General features: G+C 42.5%; 22 protein-coding genes. 5 read left to right on the forward strand and 17 right to left on the reverse strand.

Translation table 11 applies throughout. From position 1 onward, the window contains the following. Positions 1-61: 61 nt before the first annotated feature. The 4 genes from lptC to COR50_RS03775 are packed head-to-tail and all read right to left on the reverse strand — an operon-like array spanning position 62 to position 3,457. On the reverse strand, positions 62-772 hold the full coding sequence (gene lptC / locus COR50_RS03760; RefSeq protein ID WP_098192747.1) for an LPS export ABC transporter periplasmic protein LptC: 711 nt from the start codon (positions 770-772) through the stop codon (positions 62-64). A gap of 8 nt (positions 773-780) precedes the next feature. Continuing rightward, on the reverse strand, positions 781-2,085 hold the full coding sequence (locus COR50_RS03765; protein ID WP_098192748.1) for a hypothetical protein: 1,305 nt from the start codon (positions 2,083-2,085) through the stop codon (positions 781-783). Continuing rightward, the gene (locus COR50_RS03770) at positions 2,066-2,812 is read right to left on the reverse strand and encodes a type III pantothenate kinase (RefSeq protein ID WP_098192749.1); all 747 of its coding nucleotides are present in this window, start codon (positions 2,810-2,812) and stop codon (positions 2,066-2,068) included. Before COR50_RS03770 ends, COR50_RS03765 begins: the two co-directional genes overlap by 20 nt. A gap of 9 nt (positions 2,813-2,821) precedes the next feature. Beyond that, a complete protein-coding gene (locus COR50_RS03775; RefSeq protein WP_098192750.1) occupies positions 2,822-3,457 on the reverse strand; it encodes an LON peptidase substrate-binding domain-containing protein in 636 nt (211 codons plus the stop codon). A gap of 140 nt (positions 3,458-3,597) precedes the next feature. Here COR50_RS03775 and meaB point away from each other — a divergent pair, with 140 nt between their 5' ends. From meaB to COR50_RS03800, 5 genes are all read left to right on the forward strand, one after another. Next, positions 3,598-4,539, forward strand: a complete 942-nt coding sequence (gene meaB / locus COR50_RS03780) for a methylmalonyl Co-A mutase-associated GTPase MeaB (RefSeq protein WP_232516267.1) — start codon at positions 3,598-3,600, stop codon at positions 4,537-4,539. A gap of 29 nt (positions 4,540-4,568) precedes the next feature. Next, the gene (locus COR50_RS03785; RefSeq protein WP_098192751.1) at positions 4,569-4,952 is read left to right on the forward strand and encodes a VOC family protein; all 384 of its coding nucleotides are present in this window, start codon (positions 4,569-4,571) and stop codon (positions 4,950-4,952) included. A gap of 10 nt (positions 4,953-4,962) precedes the next feature. Beyond that, positions 4,963-5,634, forward strand: a complete 672-nt coding sequence (locus COR50_RS03790) for a DNA alkylation repair protein (RefSeq protein WP_098192752.1) — start codon at positions 4,963-4,965, stop codon at positions 5,632-5,634. Between the two features lie 198 nt (positions 5,635-5,832). Further along, positions 5,833-6,156, forward strand: a complete 324-nt coding sequence (locus COR50_RS03795) for a DMT family transporter (protein WP_098192753.1) — start codon at positions 5,833-5,835, stop codon at positions 6,154-6,156. Between the two features lie 244 nt (positions 6,157-6,400). Continuing rightward, positions 6,401-7,015 carry a MarR family winged helix-turn-helix transcriptional regulator gene (locus COR50_RS03800; RefSeq protein WP_098192754.1) on the forward strand — a complete coding sequence of 205 codons (615 nt, stop codon included), beginning with the start codon at positions 6,401-6,403 and terminating at the stop codon, positions 7,013-7,015. 48 nt (positions 7,016-7,063) lie between these two features. Here the strand turns inward: COR50_RS03800 and COR50_RS03805 are convergent, their stop codons facing one another. The 13 genes from COR50_RS03805 to nrfD form a co-directional block, all read right to left on the reverse strand. Next, positions 7,064-7,291, reverse strand: a complete 228-nt coding sequence (locus COR50_RS03805) for a hypothetical protein (RefSeq protein ID WP_098192755.1) — start codon at positions 7,289-7,291, stop codon at positions 7,064-7,066. A gap of 174 nt (positions 7,292-7,465) precedes the next feature. Further along, complete coding sequence (locus COR50_RS03810; protein WP_098192756.1) at positions 7,466-8,038, reverse strand: DUF420 domain-containing protein; 573 nt, start codon at positions 8,036-8,038, stop codon at positions 7,466-7,468. Positions 8,039-8,058: 20 nt separating this feature from the next. After that, positions 8,059-8,724, reverse strand: coding sequence for an SCO family protein (locus COR50_RS03815; protein WP_157760606.1), 666 nt, complete (start codon positions 8,722-8,724; stop codon positions 8,059-8,061). An 83-nt stretch (positions 8,725-8,807) separates the two neighbouring features. Further along, positions 8,808-9,215, reverse strand: coding sequence for a cytochrome C oxidase subunit IV family protein (locus tag COR50_RS03820; protein WP_098196088.1), 408 nt, complete (start codon positions 9,213-9,215; stop codon positions 8,808-8,810). 81 nt (positions 9,216-9,296) lie between these two features. Then, positions 9,297-9,974 carry a cytochrome c oxidase subunit 3 gene (locus COR50_RS03825; RefSeq protein ID WP_098192758.1) on the reverse strand — a complete coding sequence of 226 codons (678 nt, stop codon included), beginning with the start codon at positions 9,972-9,974 and terminating at the stop codon, positions 9,297-9,299. Between the two features lie 56 nt (positions 9,975-10,030). Next, the gene (locus tag COR50_RS03830) at positions 10,031-10,594 is read right to left on the reverse strand and encodes a cytochrome c oxidase subunit 3 (RefSeq protein ID WP_098192759.1); all 564 of its coding nucleotides are present in this window, start codon (positions 10,592-10,594) and stop codon (positions 10,031-10,033) included. Positions 10,595-10,604: 10 nt separating this feature from the next. Next, the gene (cyoE, locus tag COR50_RS03835) at positions 10,605-11,480 is read right to left on the reverse strand and encodes a heme o synthase (RefSeq protein ID WP_232516268.1); all 876 of its coding nucleotides are present in this window, start codon (positions 11,478-11,480) and stop codon (positions 10,605-10,607) included. A 98-nt stretch (positions 11,481-11,578) separates the two neighbouring features. After that, complete coding sequence (locus COR50_RS03840) at positions 11,579-13,414, reverse strand: cytochrome c oxidase subunit I (RefSeq protein ID WP_098192761.1); 1,836 nt, start codon at positions 13,412-13,414, stop codon at positions 11,579-11,581. Positions 13,415-13,517: 103 nt separating this feature from the next. Further along, positions 13,518-14,564 (reverse strand): cytochrome c oxidase subunit II, encoded by a 1,047-nt coding sequence (locus tag COR50_RS03845; protein WP_098192762.1) that lies wholly within the window; start codon positions 14,562-14,564, stop codon positions 13,518-13,520. A gap of 65 nt (positions 14,565-14,629) precedes the next feature. Then, the gene (locus COR50_RS03850) at positions 14,630-15,838 is read right to left on the reverse strand and encodes a quinol:cytochrome C oxidoreductase (RefSeq protein ID WP_098192763.1); all 1,209 of its coding nucleotides are present in this window, start codon (positions 15,836-15,838) and stop codon (positions 14,630-14,632) included. A 41-nt stretch (positions 15,839-15,879) separates the two neighbouring features. Continuing rightward, a complete protein-coding gene (locus tag COR50_RS03855) occupies positions 15,880-16,473 on the reverse strand; it encodes a c-type cytochrome (RefSeq protein WP_098192764.1) in 594 nt (197 codons plus the stop codon). 43 nt (positions 16,474-16,516) lie between these two features. Next, positions 16,517-17,101, reverse strand: coding sequence for a DUF3341 domain-containing protein (locus COR50_RS03860; protein WP_098192765.1), 585 nt, complete (start codon positions 17,099-17,101; stop codon positions 16,517-16,519). 92 nt (positions 17,102-17,193) lie between these two features. After that, positions 17,194-18,630, reverse strand: a complete 1,437-nt coding sequence (gene nrfD, locus COR50_RS03865; protein WP_098192766.1) for an NrfD/PsrC family molybdoenzyme membrane anchor subunit — start codon at positions 18,628-18,630, stop codon at positions 17,194-17,196. Positions 18,631-18,652 lie beyond the last annotated feature (22 nt).

Below are 18,652 nucleotides of genomic sequence, written 5' to 3' on the forward strand. Positions count from 1 at the left end.
GCATAAAAGCCCAACATTCAACATGTTGGGCTTTCGTGTATTTATCTATAGATCAATTTGTTTATTGCTGTGGTAACTTGGCTTTGTTGGAACCAGGTTTTATTTGGGGGCTCCGTAGCCTAAAGCTGTCCCTTGCGGCAGGCGGTTTAGGTAATCCGGTTACGGCTGTGTCAGCAGCGTTTGACACCGTTGAATCAGTGGAAACTTCCGCACCTCTTTCTACGTTCATAAATTCACCCGGTAATGAACCCCTCGGCACATAAATTTCATAGTTCTTGAAATTTTGATCTGTTTGCATGCCTGTTCCGTACAGGGTATCGGTCGGAGTTGAAATCCTGATATTGGTTTCTGAAATGAACTTGGCTTTCTTGGCATCCCACCTTAGTTCTTCGCAATCCAGGCGGCGTTTCTCTTTGAAGTTTATAAATACAACGTGTTTCTTTAACAGGATATCTCCTTCAACATCGAAATACTTGCCATAGTCGGCATCCAGGGTACCGGTAACTTGCAAGGTGCTATCTTCATAGAAATCAACATGTAGCCCTTTTGGAAATTCGGCATAAGGTTTCGCCGATTCGATATGCCTTTCCATGTAAGGAGAAATCAACCTTCCTTTTACAATACCAATCTGGCTATAAATAGCTTCTATGCTATCAGCCTTTTCTACGCCCGTATTTTTGTCATCGAAGGCGGCCACTTCCGCGATATCATTTTCGCAGGCGGCCAAACTAACAATGGCAAGAAAAACGCTGTATAAAAGTATCTGTCTCAAGTATTTGTCTAACGATAAGTATTCTTTCTAAACCAGATATCGCTCAAGGTAAAACCGATTATAGCCCGGAAATATGACTCTTTCAGCGGGGAGTTATTATTCCCCCTTCGTCCGCCCTCAAAACCGATATTGATGGCAGTAAATTGGCTGGTATAATTGCTAAACCTACGGATCGGCAATCCAACACCCGCACTTACCCCGAATATGGGGAGGTTTTCCCCGTTTAGATGGATATAATCTTTACCAACGAACGCCCCCAGCCTGTAAGTAACCTTGTTCCAATAACTTCCAGATACTGCCGTTGCGTTGGGGGTAATTTGTCCGCCTATGCTCAATTTCCAAGCATCAGAAACAGAATCGATCTTGTCGTAATTTCTAAAATCGCTCCATTTTCCCATATTATAATCCACCCCGAAGGAGTATTTATCTGTTTTCGTCACCATGATACCGGCTCCTAATTGTGTTGGGAAGATGGTATTGGCTTGTGCATTCCTGGTATAGCTTATCGTGTCCAGGGTGCCATAATCTTGGGAGGTAGCATCGTAATATAAAGATTCGATCATACTACTCTGCTTGGTTTTAAGTTCCTGTTGGAAACTTCCCGTAGCCCCGATTGTTACTTTTACATCCTTGGACACTTTGAATGCATACTGTAAACCCAGGTTGTAATAAAAACTATTATAAACTCTTTTAACGCTGTGCATGCTGGGATAAACACCACCGGCTGGCGGCAAAATAGTCTTCGTACTATTATTAATATTCCCGAACAGGTAACCTAAATTAGCACCTATACTTAAATTTCCGATGCCGAAACCGGTACCTATATAAGCCTGGTAAATACCGCCGCTTCCTTCATATTGATTCAATACCGTGGTGTTCAAGGTATCAAACATGGTACGTTCTTCGGTAGAGCTGATATTATACGAAACATCGGAAAAAGGACGAAGCCCCACGTTCATCCCCCATTTCTTACGGAGCGGGATACCCAGCTGGATATATGAAAGCGTTCCGAACCCGGATCTATAATTATCTACCCCGTTGGATAGGCTTTTATAACCTGCTTCAACGCCCACATCAAAAGTGGTCAGCATCAAGTTAGAATAGCTCGCAGGGTTTACGAAGTTCACCACCTGGGGATCTGCATACCCCTGTGAAACGCCTCCCATAGCACGGTTTACCGCATTTTGAGTATTACTCAATTCACCGATACCGTAGCGGGAATAGGGTGAATTACTTTGGGCGGAAACACCGCTAGTTACTAATAGGAATGCGCCACTCAGTAAGCATATAATGCTAGCTTTGATCCATTGCATTGAGTTCGAGTATTGAATTTAAGCCTTGATATAATAAAAATGGGTCTGCAAATATCTTATTTTTAAGGCGGGAAGCAAAAAATTCCAAATTTCCCCCTGTTAAAAGCACGTTAAAGTTCCGGTACTTTTGGGCGTAGGACTGGATCATACCGCTAACTTCTGCTACCGCCCCTTCCATTACACCACTCAAAATCGATTGCCTGGTGTTGTAGCCGATCATTGAATATTGGGTGCTGGCTTCCACCAAGGGCAATTGATCCGTAAAGCTGTGTAATGCTTTAAAACGCATCTCTATACCCGGGCTGATACCCCCACCGATCAAACTTCCCGACTTGTGAACAAAATTGTAAGTAATGGCGGAACCTGCTGCGATTACCAGGCTATGCTGCCCCGGAAACTTTGACCATGCGCCAACCGACAGTGCAATCCTGTCTACCCCGAGGGTAGTCGGTTTATCGTACATTATTTTAATTGGTAACGGAGTTTGATGCCCCAGCTTGATAAATTGAACATGCTGGTTAAGCCATGCTTCTAACCCCGGCGGATGGTTGATAACGGAAGATAAGATTACAGCTTGGGGGTTTTCCTTCCTTACAACGCCCTGCACTTGTTGTAATAGATCTTCCCCGGCAGTAAAATATATCTCATCTTTTAGCTGCCCATGCTCCATCAAGGCACATTTTTGCCTTGAATTCCCGAAATCGACACATAAAAATCGCCCAATCATTCGGCCAAATTAAAAATTATCTACAGATAAATTCTTGAAATGACCGTTCAATTTCACCCTTTCTTTTAAATTTTCCATCTCGGCCATCATGGGAATGACTTTATAAAGGTGTCTTTTCAAATATTCCAGGCGGAAAGTTTCATTGAAATATTGAAGCAACTCGTACTCTTCTTCCAGGGAGAGACCCGCATGATGGGCTATATCGTAGGATAATAATGCCTCGTCTTCCTTCTTAAAATTCTTATCAATCTGCAAGATTTTATGCAACTCCCTAACTGCTCCTACCACCTGCTTTAATAGTTTTTGATGCTGGGCGGCTTCTTCATCGGGGTAATTAACCACGGCGCCTGCATATAATTTTTCAGGCACATCCCTGATTATCTCCAGTACGCGGAATACCTTCACCCCTTCAGTCTTAATGTCCAATTCGCCGTTCTCGTATTCCTTTTCGATCGAGTTGATCTGTACCAAGGTCCCGTATTCACCAACTTTGTCATTCAGCACGGTAGGAATGCCAAATGGCTTCCCCTCTTCCCAACACTCCCTGGTTAATTGCTTGTACCTCGGTTCGAATATGTGCAAATTGAGGTGTTCTCCTGGATATACCACTACATTCAATGGAAATATGGGAATAAAATTTGTCATGCTGCATTGCTTTTACCCTTGGTGCTTAATGTTGTTATTTCACCCATGCTTCCTTCGTCAGCTTCCGCCGCATAACCACGGGCTTTTCTAAAGTTAACAGATTCATGCCAGTTTCCCAATAAGGGAATTTTCTTGGTGAAATGCTTATTTTCGTAATCTTACCACCGGCAGGAATTATGATAGCAAATTATTTAACAGGGTTATTGAAAGGAGATATACGATCCTTGTCGCGATGTATTTCCATCGTGGAAAATGAATCGGCAGGGTTTGAAGAGTTGCTGGAGAAGTTACCGGGTGCGAATAGCACGAAGATTGTAGGTATTACAGGCCCCCCGGGTGCCGGAAAAAGTACCTTGGTAAATGAATTAATCCAATCATTGCTGAAAGTGGGGAAAAAAGTTGCTATTATCGCCGTGGATCCATCTTCCCCATTTAACATGGGAGCATTACTCGGGGACCGTATCAGGATGAGCCAGCATTTCAACAGCCCCAATGTATATATACGATCATTAGCTAGCCGTGGCGCCTTGGGCGGACTAAGCCCCAAAATCATCGAGATTGCAGAAGTTGTGAAAGCAGCCCATTTCGACTATTTATTTATAGAAACAGTTGGGGTAGGACAAAGCGAGGTTGACATCGCGGGTATTGCCGATACAAGTATCGTAGTATTGGTTCCCGAAGCGGGAGATGAAATACAAACGATGAAAGCCGGGTTAATGGAAATTGCCAACATATTTGTCGTAAATAAATCTGATCGTCCCACGGCGGATACTTTCGTGAAGAACCTCCGGTTATTGGCCCATACAAAACGGAGCGAAAGCTGGGAAATCCCGGTAATTAAGTCCATAGCTACGCGGGGAGTTGGAATTGACGCTATCATTGAAGCGATCAACAAACACCAGGAGGCCTTAGAACAGATACCGGCAAGGAAAGCATTGTTATTAACAGACAAACTTTACCAGCTTATACAATACCGGCGCATGCATGATATTAACAAATTGGAGTTATTGAATGTTGTTAAAGAAGAATTGGAAAAGGGGAACTTCAATCTTTATAAAATGGTAAAAAGTTTTGTTAATTGAATTGTTAATATTCACCAAAATTATGAGACATGACACCCAATGTAAACTCCATCAACTGGTTCGAGATACCCGTCCTCGATTTTGAAAGAGCCAAAAAATTCTACGAATACATCTTCGATCTGCATATGATAGAAATGGAGATCAACGATGTTAAAATGGCTTTATTTCCCAGTGAGCTAAATAGTAGGAAAGTTCATGGCGCACTTTGCCAAGGCGAAGGCTATGAGCCTTCACATAAAGGTGTAATTATCTATTTAAATGGCAACCCGGATTTGTTGGAAATTTTGAACCGTGTACCCAAAGCCGGCGGAAAAATAACATTAGCCAAAACCATGATTAATGAAGAATTAGGCTACATGGCATTTTTTAATGACACCGAAGGCAACAGGATGGCATTGCATTCTGAACAGTAAAATATCAATAATGCCACATTCATATTCAGAATCGATACTTTTATTCTTTTACCATTATAAAAATGCAACATCTGCCAGCCCGATGGCAAAATACATGAAAGGGCAATTCGAATTTTTAGGCATCCCATCGCCAAGAAGAAAATTCCTTCTCAATGAATTTATCCTTTCGAATGGACTGCCAACTAAAGAAGAACTGAGCCGTGTAATGAAAGATCTCTGGGAAAGCCCCTATAGAGAAATGCAATATGTTGCAATAGATACCTGGGATAAAATGAGGAAACACCTGGTTCCTAATGATATCAAGTTAATAGAGTATTTAATCGTACATAAATCGTGGTGGGATACAGTTGATTTTTTAGCGAGCCATGCAGCGGCAGATTTCTTTAAGAGATTCCCCGCTGAAATGCGGCCGGTTACCTCGCGTTGGATCCATTCAAACAATATGTGGTTGCAAAGAAGCGCCATTTTATTTCAAGTACATTACAAGGATAAAACAGATCAAAAACTACTGTATCAATATATTGCACAACAATGTTCATCTAAAGAATTTTTTATCCAGAAGGCCATCGGCACAGCCTTGCGACAATATGCCAAAATAGCCCCGAAATCGGTTTACCATTTTGTTAGTTCAACAGATCTAGCGCCCTTATCGAAGCGGGAAGCATTAAAGCATATTGGTTAATCGCATAAAAGGTGTAAGTTTGCATACTCGCAAATAGAAAAAATCACGGGATGCTAGAATTTGCAATCATACAATTAGGCTTCACTTACGCGGTATACAACTACGGGATGCTATAATTCCGTAAACAGTTTGTTCATTTCCCCCAACCAACTTTCTTTATTAATTTATTGTTTTACTATTTAAATAATCATTGAGATTATGGCATGGTTATTCTTAATAATCGGTGGATTATTTGAAATTGGCTTTACCATTTCATTGAAATACGCGGAGAACTTTACCAAGTTATACCCATCGATCAGCTTCGTAATCTGTATTACGCTTAGTTTCCTATTTCTAAACAGGGCCATTAACCAAGGCATTCCCATCGGTACGGCTTATGCCGTGTGGACGGGTATCGGGGCGGCAGGAACGGCCATTGCCGGGATGTTGTTGTTCAAGGAGCCGGCATTTTTTTGGAGGGTATTTTTCTTGTTGATGTTGATCGGATCGATCATAGGTCTAAAGTTCGTATCCCCCGAGTAGTGCCAAGGCATGCCTTGGATCCATCCGCGCGGTGCATCCGCGTGTCTCCCACCGTAAATGGAAAATATAATTTCCCCTTTACGGGAGATTTTCATAAGGGAAATTGTAGAGCCGAGGTTTGCCTTGGCTCTACATACGCATGCAGCCCAACCTCCGCCTATATGCCATGAATGTGGGATAAAAGGATTCTGAAACTTTCGTACTTTGCCCGTTTAATAACCTTAAGCAGTAACCATAACTTTCTATGGCAAAAGAGTTTACCTTTAACCCAGCTCAACAATCAAGCAATACCGCCAGCAAGATTGTTGCCGCCCTGGAGCGGTTATCAGAAGCATTCCGCGTTTTAATGTGGCAAGAGGCCAAGCAACATGGCATTAGCAGTACGATTCAAGTACAATTGCTAACGTTCTTATTACATTATCCGAAAGAACAAAAGACGATCACTTACTTGGCAGAACATTTTAATTTGACCAAGGCAACGATCAGTGATGCGGTAAAAACCTTGGAACAAAAAGGATATTTAAAACGGGAAGTTATACCAAACGATACCCGCAGCCATAGCTTAGTACTGACCAAGCAGGGAAAGTCCTTGGCAGCCAAGGTGGAACAGTTTGCACAACCGATGCAAAAAACCATAGCAAACATCCCCTCCGCACAGCAGGCTTACTTGCTGGAACAATTAATGGAAATTATTTACGATCTGAATTGTAATGATGTGATTAATGTTCAACATATGTGCTTTAATTGCAACTATTACGAACAGAAATCAAGGGGGCATTATTGCCAATTTGTAAAGAAGAATTTAAAAGCTGCCGACCTAAGGGTAGAATGCCCGGAGTTCTTGTTGGCAGAAGCGTAAGAATCAATAAGTAATGCAAAGGATCAAATGAATTGAATAGGGAAGCGCCTAATCAACCGGGTTGCTTTCCCTATTATTTCTCCACCAACGGTAACCTAATACACCGATAATTAATAAAGGCGTAAATGCCAGGTATAATATCCCCTGGTTCAAGCCCTGGGCTGGACCTTCACCCAGTTGTTGCGCGGTTTTGGTACAAAGCGAACATTGTGCCGAAGCTGTATTCCCGGCAAATAAGATCAAAGCGAATACCAAGCTACCCCATATTTTCTTCATAATGTATTGTTTTGACTGTTTGCTGTGTAAAATTACATCATTTCAACTGTTCTGAGAATAATAAAGATCGCCTGATTACGCCATTTTATTCATGATTTTCATCAGTTTGAAAAAATCCGTATAAAAAAACCGCTACAAGATTGTAACGGTTCCAATATATTTTATATAAAGCTATTAAACATAATAAGGAGAAATCATAATATATACGATTACCCCGGTTACTGCTACATAAAACCACATGGGCCAAGTAATCTTAGCAATTTTACGATGCTTTGGCCAATCTCCTTGAAAGGCTCTCAGCAAAGTAAAGAGTACAAATGGGATAATGATTGCCGCCAATACGATGTGTGTAAGCAGGATAAAATAATAAACATAACGCACGCTACCCACCGCGGCCTTCTCCGCGGCATCCAGTACAAGGTCATGGTTCATATCACCAAACATTGTTTTGGGCGCCAGGAAATGGTACGTAACATAGCTCAACAGGAACACTATTGATAATACAACCGCTATCAAGTTCGCTATTTTATGCGCTTTCTTATATTGATTCTTAATGAAATAAAGACTTGCCGCCAAAAGCACAGCGGTAGCCGAGTTCAAGATGGCGTGGAAAAGTGGTAATATCCTGATGTCGAAACCGGCCTCAATTCCCGGGTGCGGGAGGTAGAATAAGATGGCTACCACCACCGGTATCACGATAGAAATGATGGCTATCGGTACATTCAAGTTCCTATTCTTCAGTTCCATGTTAATAAAGAATTTGTTGATTAATGATCGCCCCCGCTAAATATTCTTTTGAGCAAACCCGGTTTCGTATGATCTTTTTCAAGGAAGAGGAACGCCACATCTGCTGCGCAACGACCTAAATCGGTTGAATCTAACCCATTATAATACCCCCTGATATAGCGGTTCTTATCCAGTACGATCAGCTTCTCGCTATGTATAAAATCATTGGGGCCACCATCACCTTCCGTAGCTGAAACAAAAAGTTCATGACGGGCCAAGTCATATATTTCCTGTTTACTTCCTGTCATTAACCACCAGTTTCCGGGATCGATATCGAAATGATCCGCGTAACGCTTCAATTGCGAAACACTATCCCTTACCGGATCAACGGAAAGCGAAAGAAACTGTACCAGCGTATCGTTTTTAACGAAAGCATCCTGTAGTGATTTGATATTCTTAGTTAATTTCGGACAAACTACCGGGCAATGGGTAAAGAATAAATTCACTACTACGATTTTCCCATCGAGATCATCAAGGCTTACCTGCTGACCTAGTTGGTTGGTTAATTGGAAATTTTTGACTTGATGATATACCGTATCGTAAGTAGTCTTACCGTCTTTAAAAACAGTATCCACACCTTCGGCAACGTAATACCTCGGTATGGATACAATATTTTTACTGTAATGATCTACTATCAAAAACCCCACAAGTGGCACCAATATGGCCAACGCAACCCCTATTAAAGCACGTTTTGAGATGACAGTAAAATTTAAGTTTACAATAATTCCATTTAGTGATGAGCGCCATGTGCCGGGGCAGCAGGAGCTTCTACAGCAGCCGGGGTACCGGGCGCTAAATCTTTACGAAGGTTTTTCCAAGCATCTCCCTCATATAAGAACGCGATGATAAACCATACGAAAAGCAACAAAGGCATAATAATCGTCATAATCAGATTTTTCACTTCATGACCTAAGTGCATAAATTCATCCACGATGAAGTATGCTTTAAACAAGGTCATGATGATGAAGAAACCATTTAAAATCCATCTTGCAGGCCAATGGTATTCCAAGTGAATAAATGCGAAAACGATTTCCACGATAGTGATAGCTAATAAGATCCAGAAAGTTTTCCAGATCGTCTTAGTAGACTTATCTTGCGGTGCGTGACGATAAATCAGTTCTTCTGATGTATGTTCCATGCTCATATAAAGTTCAAATAAGTTCTAAAAATTCTTTTCAATACCTAAAGCTTTCGCTTTTAGGTGAATGCAGGTCAAGGTTTAGAGCAAATAGAAACAGGTGAATACGAATACCCAAACTAAATCTACAAAGTGCCAGTATAAACCAACTTTCTCAACCATTTCATAATGCCCCCTATGCTCGTACGTACCTTTCAATACATTGATCAGAACGATGATATTCAAGATCACACCGGAAGTTACGTGCAAACCGTGGAAACCGGTAATGGTAAAGAAGAAATCTGTAAAGTTAGAGTTGAGCGGACCAGTACCATCAATGTTAACAAATGGATTACTTCCCCACCAAGCACCTTGATGGTGTAAGTGTGTCCATTCCCAAGCTTGGCAGCTCAAGAAAGCAATACCACCTACGATAGTCAAAGAAAGCCATTTAACAACTTGTTTCTTGTCCATGAACTTACCGGCATGTACAGCCAATACCATGGTCACGGAACTCATGATCAAGATGAAGGTCATCAAGCTCACGAATACGAGTGGCATATGAGCCTCACCCATTAATGGGAAGGAATGGAAAACTTCGTTAGGGTCAGGCCATGAGGTGTTGGAAAAACGAACTGTACCGTATGAGATCAGTAATGCGCCAAATGTAAACGCATCCGACATCAGGAAATACCACATCATCAACTTTCCATAGCTCACGTTAAAGGGAGAATATCCCCCGGCCCACCATTTTTTCTTCGCTGTTACTGCTGATTCCATTTGTATTATTTGTGAATTTTAGCTTCTTAAATTGATTTAAATCCTAATTCCGGATCTTATCTAGCCAAAGTTAAAAAGATCAATAAATATATCCAGAGTCCGTCCACGAAATGCCAATAAGTTGCAACAATTTCTATCGGAACAGGATTATAACTTTTCACTTTCGTATTAAAGGCCCTCAAAAAAATCACCGTTAATGCTACAATTCCGCCCAAAACGTGCAAAATGTGCATCCCCAGGATCACGTAAATGAACGAGGCGGAAGCCGGTCCATCCAAGGGCAGGTTGCGATCATACATCTCCTTGAATCCCAGGTATTGACAGATGATAAAAGCGAAACCTAAAATAGCCGTGATCGTGATCAATAACTTGTATTGAGTTAAATTCCTCGCCTTGAATTGACGCATGGCTAATTGGATCGTCAAACTACTGATCAATATAAAAGCTGTTGACAACCAAAAGATATGCGGCAATTCGAATGCTTGCCAGTTGGCTTGAGTCCTTTTCACCACGTAAGCACTCGTGAATGCTACGAACATCATCACGATGCTGCCCATTGCAATCCACAAAGAGTATTTATGCGGGTGGATTTTATTCCTTTGTACACTCATTGTCGCCATCTCCTCAATTTTATAGTTTATCGGCCAAAATAGCCAAGAATGTTACTGCTAAGTAAATATAAGAACCGAACATTAATCTCCTAGCTGATGGTACATCAGCATTCTTCACCAACATTACCGCGCGGTACAGGTAAAACAGGCCTGCCAAGATCGTAACAACTGCGCCAATTGCACCTGACAATTTCAAGAAATATGGCGCAACGCCCGCAGGTATCAACAATAATGTATATAATGTTGACTGGATCGCGATATACCTGCTTGGTCCTGTCCCTGCCGGTAATAGTTTAAACCCGGCCTTGGTATAATCATTATGTGCAACCCAAGCAATAGCCCAAAAATGCGGGAACTGCCATAAAAATTGGATGGCAAACATAGCCCAACCACCTTCAGAGAACTCCCCGGCGCCTGCAACCCAACCGATTAACGGAGGTAATGCTCCCGGTATAGCCCCGATAAATACCGCGAATGAATTCCATTTTTTCCAAGGAGTATAAACGAAGCCGTATAAAACCAAGGAAAGCAAACTCAAGCCGGCACTTAACCAGTTGAAAACGAGTCCCATTACCAAGATTCCAGCAATACCGGTAATAAAAGCCAATATGCTGGCTTCCGTTACCGATACCCGTCCTGCAGGTAAGGGGCGGTTGGCAGTACGGGCCATCAGTTTATCAGAGTCCCGCTCAATGATCTGGTTCACGATGCTTCCCGAACCGGATACCAAGATACCTCCCAAGAATAATAAAAGAACTTCTACCAGTGTAAATTCCACCCCGGGCACCAACAAATAACTCACAACACAGGAGAAAACTACCAAAAAAGTAAGTGTGAACTTCATTAATTGGAAGTAATCTTTAGCCCGGCTTGCTACTGCATATGATACAGACAATTTTATGGAATTTTCTTGTAACATTTTATTTCAAGATATGGGCCATGCTATGTTACATAGCCCATATTTCAAAGATTGTAATCCTACTTATGCAACACCTAGTGAGCCGTTTCGTTCGGGCCCAGCGGCGTTGTTTGAAGAATAAAGTCTTTACCTTCTTCACCGCTCTCTTTACTATAGTCATACGGCCAACGGTGTACTTCCGGAATTTCTCCAGGCCAGTTGCCGTGCCCGGGTCTCAATGGAACCGTCCATTCCAAAGTAGTAGCGCCCCAAGGGTTCAAGCTAGTTACTTTACGACCTTTAAATATGCTGTAGAAGAAGTTAAATACGAACATCAATTGCGCCAAGAACACGATGATTACCACGGTTGAAATGAACTTGTTCAATTCTGCGAATTGCTTGAACGTTTCCCATGTAGCGTAATCATAATACCTACGTGGCATACCTGCAATACCTTCGTAGTGCATAGGCCAGAAGATCAGGTAAGCGCCGACCAAAGTAATCCAGAAGTGCATGTAAGACACGGTATTGTTCATATAGCGACCGTACATTTTCGGGAACCAATGGTAAATACCGGCGAACATACCGAAGAAGGCAGATACACCCATTACGATATGGAAGTGTGCAATTACGAAGTATGTATCGTGTAAGTGAATATCGATTGATGAGTTACCCAACCAGATACCCGTTAAACCACCGGAGATGAAAGTACTTACGAAACCGATAGAGAACAAGGCAGCAGGGGTAAAGCGGATATTACCTCTCCAGATGGTCGTTAACCAGTTGAACACCTTGATCGCAGAAGGTATCGCGATCAGTAATGTCAACAATACGAATACTGAACCTAATAAGGGGTTAAGACCGGATACGAACATGTGGTGCGCCCAAACCAAGAAAGCCAGGAGCACGATCGCGAACATGGAGCCCACCATCGCGAGGTAACCGAAGATCGGTTTGCGGGAGTTAACCGCCAAGATCTCGGACACCATACCCATCGCGGGAAGGATAATGATATATACCTCAGGGTGACCCAAGAACCAGAATAAGTGTTGATATAATATAGCGGAACCACCTTCGTTAGACAATGCTTTACCGGCCACGAATAATTCAGACAGGTAGAAGCTTGTACCGAAGTGACGGTCGAATATCAATAATACGAAACCGGAAACCAATACAGGGAAAGACAACACACCTAATACAGCGGTGAAGAACAATGCCCAGATAGTCAACGGCAGCTTGGTCATGCTCATACCTTTCGTACGCATATTCAAGATGGTAGAGATATAGTTCAAACTACCCAATAAAGAAGACACAACGAATAGGGTCATGGCTATTAACCAGAGATCCATACCTATTTTCGAACCGATAGAGGCATCCCCCAAAGCACTTAACGGCGGGTAAGAAGTCCAACCACCCGAAGCAGGCCCTGTTTGTACAAATAAAGAGCTCATCATTACAACGCTAGCTATAAAGAAGAACCAATAGCTCAGCATATTCATGAATGGTGATGCCATATCACGAGCGCCCACTTGTAAAGGGATCAGGAAGTTAGAGAATGTTCCACTCAAACCTGCTGTTAGTACAAAGAATATCAAGATGGTACCATGCATAGTTACCAAGGCATAATATGCTTCCGGCGAAATTCTACCGCCTTCGGCCCAGTGCCCTAAAATGCTTTCCAACCATGGGAAAGTAGCATCAGGATAACCTAATTGCAAACGGAACAGTACAGAAAAAAATGCACCGATGATAGCCCAAATAATACCTGTTACCAAGAATTGTTTTGCGATCATCTTGTGATCCATACTGAAGATATACTTCGATATGAAGGACTCTTCATGATGGTGATCGTGGCCGTGGCCATTGTGATCGTGTGCTATTGCACCATGCATTACCTCTTGTTGACTGTGCAATGTTGCGTCGTTACTCATAATCGGTTCTGTTTATTGTTCGCCAAAAACGCGGTAATATCGTTGTTGGCAATTATTGCATTGAATTATTTTAATCTCCGTCAAAAACTTATCAATCACGAATTTACTTTACCGGCGTAGCATCAGCGGTTAATTTCGAAGTGCTATCTGCTGCGGCGGCCGGTGCGGCTGGAGTCTCATCAGCATGTGCTAAGCTATATTGAGACTTCTGAGCGGCGGTCCATTTATCAAATTCTTCCTGTGTTTCAACCACGATGTTCGCTTTCATGGAATAGTGACCACTGCCGCACATCTGGTCGCAAGAGATTTCATAAACGAAATCAGGATTACCTGTTTTCTTCTTCATCTCTGCCGTAGTGAACTTAGGCGTAATCCACATCGTAGTAGGAATACCGGGGACGGCATCCATTTTCATGCGGAAGTGCGCCAAACCTACATCATGTACAACATCACGGGAACCGATTACGAATTTCACCGGTTTGTTTACTACCAAGTGAACTTCAGTTGACATGAAATCATCTTTATTCAATTGATCATCCCAATCCTGGCCAACAGGGTTGTCGATATCATTGATTAATTTATAGTTCTTACGGCCAAATTGACCGTCATGCCCTGGATAGCGAATTAACCAGTTAAATTGCTTACCGGTAATTTCAACCACCATGGCATCTGCCGGAGCTTCGGAAGTGATATTCATCCAGTGCCTGATACCGTTCAATACCAGGACGGTCAAAGCGATTGCCGGAACCACTGTCCAAATTATTTCCATCATATTATTATGAGGGAAGAAAGCGGCTTTACGACCACTTTTCTCCTGGTATTTGTATGCAAACCAAAAAAGTAATATTTGGGTGATCAAGAATACACCACCTGTCATCCAAAGCGTGGTTTTGATCATCGAATCAATCCCTTCGCCTTGCACGGAAGATGCTTCCGGTAACATTTTATCTTTCAATAAATCGTTACACCACCATACTCCGATCAGTCCTAAGACCAGGAACACGATCATAAGGAAACCGTTAATACGGTTACTTTGCTCGCGCGTCTTCTTTTCTCCCTTCAGAATAGACACATATTCACTAGCCTTCGAAATCTGGAAGATGACTACGAATATGAGGACAACAACTAAGACTGCTAAAAATCCTGACATTGCTATTTGAAATAATTAAGTTATCTAATTGCGTTTGTTGTTTCTTAATAGTTTATCCAGCCATATTAAGTATGGTGAATAATACTTTCCCTCAGGTAAGGGTGGTTCTTCGCCGTTAACGGTGCTTTAGCCAATTGACGGCCAGTCAGCAACATGATCAATCCAACGAAACCTACACCTAAACCTAATTCAAACCAAGGGAAGTGCAATTCGCCATTTTGAGTGCCGGGAGCAACCATTTGGAAGAAATCTACCCAGTGGCCAATCAAAATCAACACGGAAATAAACACTAAGGATGTATAGTTACGTTTAGTACTACGCTTCATTAAGTATAACAACGGAACGATAAAGTTCACGATCAAGTTCAGGAAGAACACCGGCCTGAATTCACCCCATACGCGTGGTTGGAAGTAGATTGTTTCTTCAGGTAAGTTTGCATACCAAATCAACATGTATTGAGAGAACCACAAGTAAGTCCAGAATATACTGAAGGCAAACAAGAATTTACCCAAGTCATGCAAATGTTCTTCTGTTACGAATGGTAAATAACCCAACCTTTTCAGGTAAATCACGAAAAGCGTGATCAAGGCGATACCGGATACCCAAGTACTGGCAAATGTATACCAGCTATACATAGTTGAGAACCAGTGCGCATCGATACTCATCAACCACAACCAAGGTGTAGTGGAACCAACGCTCAATGCAAATACTACTACGAACCCGGCGCACCATACGGTATTTCTCCAGATCAATTTCCTGCCCAATTCGGGGGTCATTGCCCAAGTATCTTCTTGTAATGAAAGGTTACGGATTTTAATAGTAAAGAAAGACCAGAGTGCTAAAGTAATAATTGTAGCTACCGTGAAGAAGGTAGGGTTTAAGAAGGCACTTTTCCAGGTAAGGATTTTATCGTGTTTTACGTGCTCGGCATCTACCCAGTGGTAAATATGATGTTGATCAGTAAATACGATCAGCATCAGGATCACGAAAGTAATCACTGCCAATACAGGTACTGCCATAGAAATCGCTTCCGGTACCCTGCGGAACGCAATCTGCCAACCACCATGAGCCATGGTAGTAACCGATAAGAAGAAGGTGCTTGCCAATGCTACCAAGGTAAAGAAGGTAACATTTTGCAAAAGTCCAGCCCAAATACGGGTGCTGTGTTCACCACTAAATGTGAATAAGCCGATCAATAAAGTCAGCAAGCCGATCCCTAAAAGCACGAAACTTATCGTTCTAAATCTTGCTGGTACTACAAATTGGTCTTTCATTACTGTATATTAAAATACTTAATAGAAATACTGTTTAAAAATTACTGCGCTGTAGCAGTTGAATCAGATCCGGAGGCTGCCGGTGCAGATTCCGGATGTTGAACGCTCTTAATATAAGCTATGACCTTCCAACGTTGCGTTTGGTCGAGCTGGCTAGCATAGCTACCCATCATGTTGAAACCGTAAGTAATAACATGGAAGATGCGTCCTTCGGTATAAGCGGCAACTTTGCCAGACAAGAAGTTGGCTGGAGCAGCTAATAATGGACCGGTTCCATCTTTATACAATGGACCGTTACCATCCAATTTTTGCCCGTGGCAAATTCCACAGTAAATATCGTACAAGCGCTTACCTTCTGTGATATCATCAGCTGTCAGCGTTAACGGATTCTTATGCAAATTCGCTTGTGCTGTATCTGCTTCTTTCAAATGGTAAGGCAACAATTCCCCTCTTTTCACAGTACCTTCCACTGGTTTCAAGCTAGCTAAATCTTTATTATAGAATTCATATGCGCGGGATTCGTACATATCAGGCATATAGATCCTACCAGGCTTTCTGTGATCTGTACTACAAGCCGCGAGGAAAGTTCCACTTGCCAAAGCAGCTGCGATCAATATGTTGGAAGTCCTTTTCATCAATTTATTTATTACTTACTTTCTAGTCTTAATTGTTTATACATTAAGCAGTTACTGCTTTTGAATAGAAGGTCTCTACTTTGTCAAATCTACCTATCCACCAGCCTGTTTCTGCTGTTTGCTCGTTGATCTCCTTAGCGCCTACGCTTGTCAAGAAGGCTTTCGCTTCTTCGGCATTAGCTTTCTCACTGATCTCGATCGCCATCACGAATAGATCGTCTGTTTGACGGGGATGGAAAACGTGTTTCTTCACGAATGGAGCCAACTGGCAGAGATAACAAAAAGTAAGTACCATACCCACGGCGGCAAACAATACGGTCAACTCGAAAGTAATCGGGATGAATGCCGGTAATGGGAAGTGAGGTTTACCACCGATGTTCATCGGCCAATCTGACGTAAACACCCAACTCATAAAAGACAGTGCCGTAGTTGTACCGGTAATACCATAGATGAAGCCGGCAGTATGCAAGCTCGTTTCACGTAAACCCAAAGCATGATCTAATCCATGCACAGGGAAAGGCGTGTACACATCGTGTATTTTGTAACCAGCTGTTCTTACTTTCTTTACTGCTGGGAACAATACCGCCTCATCATCAAAGCAACCTACAACAAATTTTTTTACAGCCATATTATGATAAATTCAAATTCCTTGTAATACTGTTTATTCTTTTTACCCGGGTTTACCTCCTTCACAGGTTCAAACTCGAAACCCGATCTTACTTAGTGCGCGTGATGTGCATCGTGTTCAAATTTCTCAATGCTTTCTTCTTCGTAACCTGTCATCTTATTCTTGAAGCTTTCACCGCTAGTTTTCAAGATACTCTTGATCTCTGCTACTGCAATTACCGGGAAGTATTTAGAGAATAAGAAGAAACAAGTAAAGAATAAACCGAAGGTACCTACGTAGAAACCGATTTCCGGCCAAGAAGGGCGATAGTAAGCCCAGCTTGATGGTAAATAGTCACGGTACAAAGAAGTACAGATAATCACGAAACGCTCGAACCACATACCGATGTTCACGATGATGGACATGATAAAGGTTACCATGATATTCCTTCTCATCTTGCGGAACCAGAATACTTGCGGGGTGATTACGTTACAGGTCATCATGATCCAGTAAGACCAACCCAAAGGACCGGCAGCGCGGTATTTGTAGAACGTTGCAAATTCATATTGGCTAGCGCCGTACCATGCCATGAACAACTCGGTCAAGTAAGCAACACCCACGATAGAACCCGTCAATACGATTACTTTGTTCATCGCTTCGATGTGTCCCATGGTGATGTACTCTTCCAAGCCCATGATCTTACGGCAGATAATCAATAATGTTTGTACCATCGCGAAACCGGAGAAGATCGCACCCGCAACGAAGTACGGCGGGAAGATCGTGGTGTGCCAACCGGGAATCACGGAAGTTGCAAAGTCAAATGATACGATGGTGTGTACGGAAAGTACCAGCGGGGTAGACAAACCTGCCAATACCAAGGACAATGCCTCGTGACGTTGCCAGTGCTTGGTAGAACCTGTCCAACCGAAAGACGCTATACCGTATAATAATTTACGCAATTTAGTTTTTGCCCTATCACGAACCGTTGCAAAGTCAGGTAATAAACCAGAATACCAGAACAATAAAGATACCGTGAAGTAAGTGGAGATCGCGAATACGTCCCAAAGCAAAGGCGAGTTGAAGTTCACCCATAAAGGACCGCGGGTATTAGGGTAAGGTAATACGAAGAAAGCCATCCAAACACGACCCATGTGGAAGATCGGGAACTGGCCCGCGCACATAACGGCGAAGATGGTCATCGCTTCCGCCGCACGGTTTACACCGGTACGCCAGCCTTGACGGAATAATAACAAGATAGCGGAGATCAGTGTACCGGCGTGACCGATACCTACCCACCATACGAAGTTGGTGATATCCCAACCCCAGCCGATCGTTTTATTCAAGTTCCATACACCGATACCGAAGTAAACTTCCCAGAATACGGAGAATACACCGAATAACAATAAAATCACCGAGAGAGCAAAACCTACATACCACATTTTACCAGGCTTCGCCTCGATAGGACGCACGATGTCTTCGGTTACCTGGTGATAATCCTTAACCCCATCTACTAAAGGTTCTCTCAGTGTGGATTCGTACTTTAATTGCATAATGTTTTAAGCTTTTAGCCGG

Origin of the sequence: Chitinophaga caeni (genome assembly GCF_002557795.1) — a bacterium.
Classification (GTDB): domain Bacteria; phylum Bacteroidota; class Bacteroidia; order Chitinophagales; family Chitinophagaceae; genus Chitinophaga; species Chitinophaga caeni.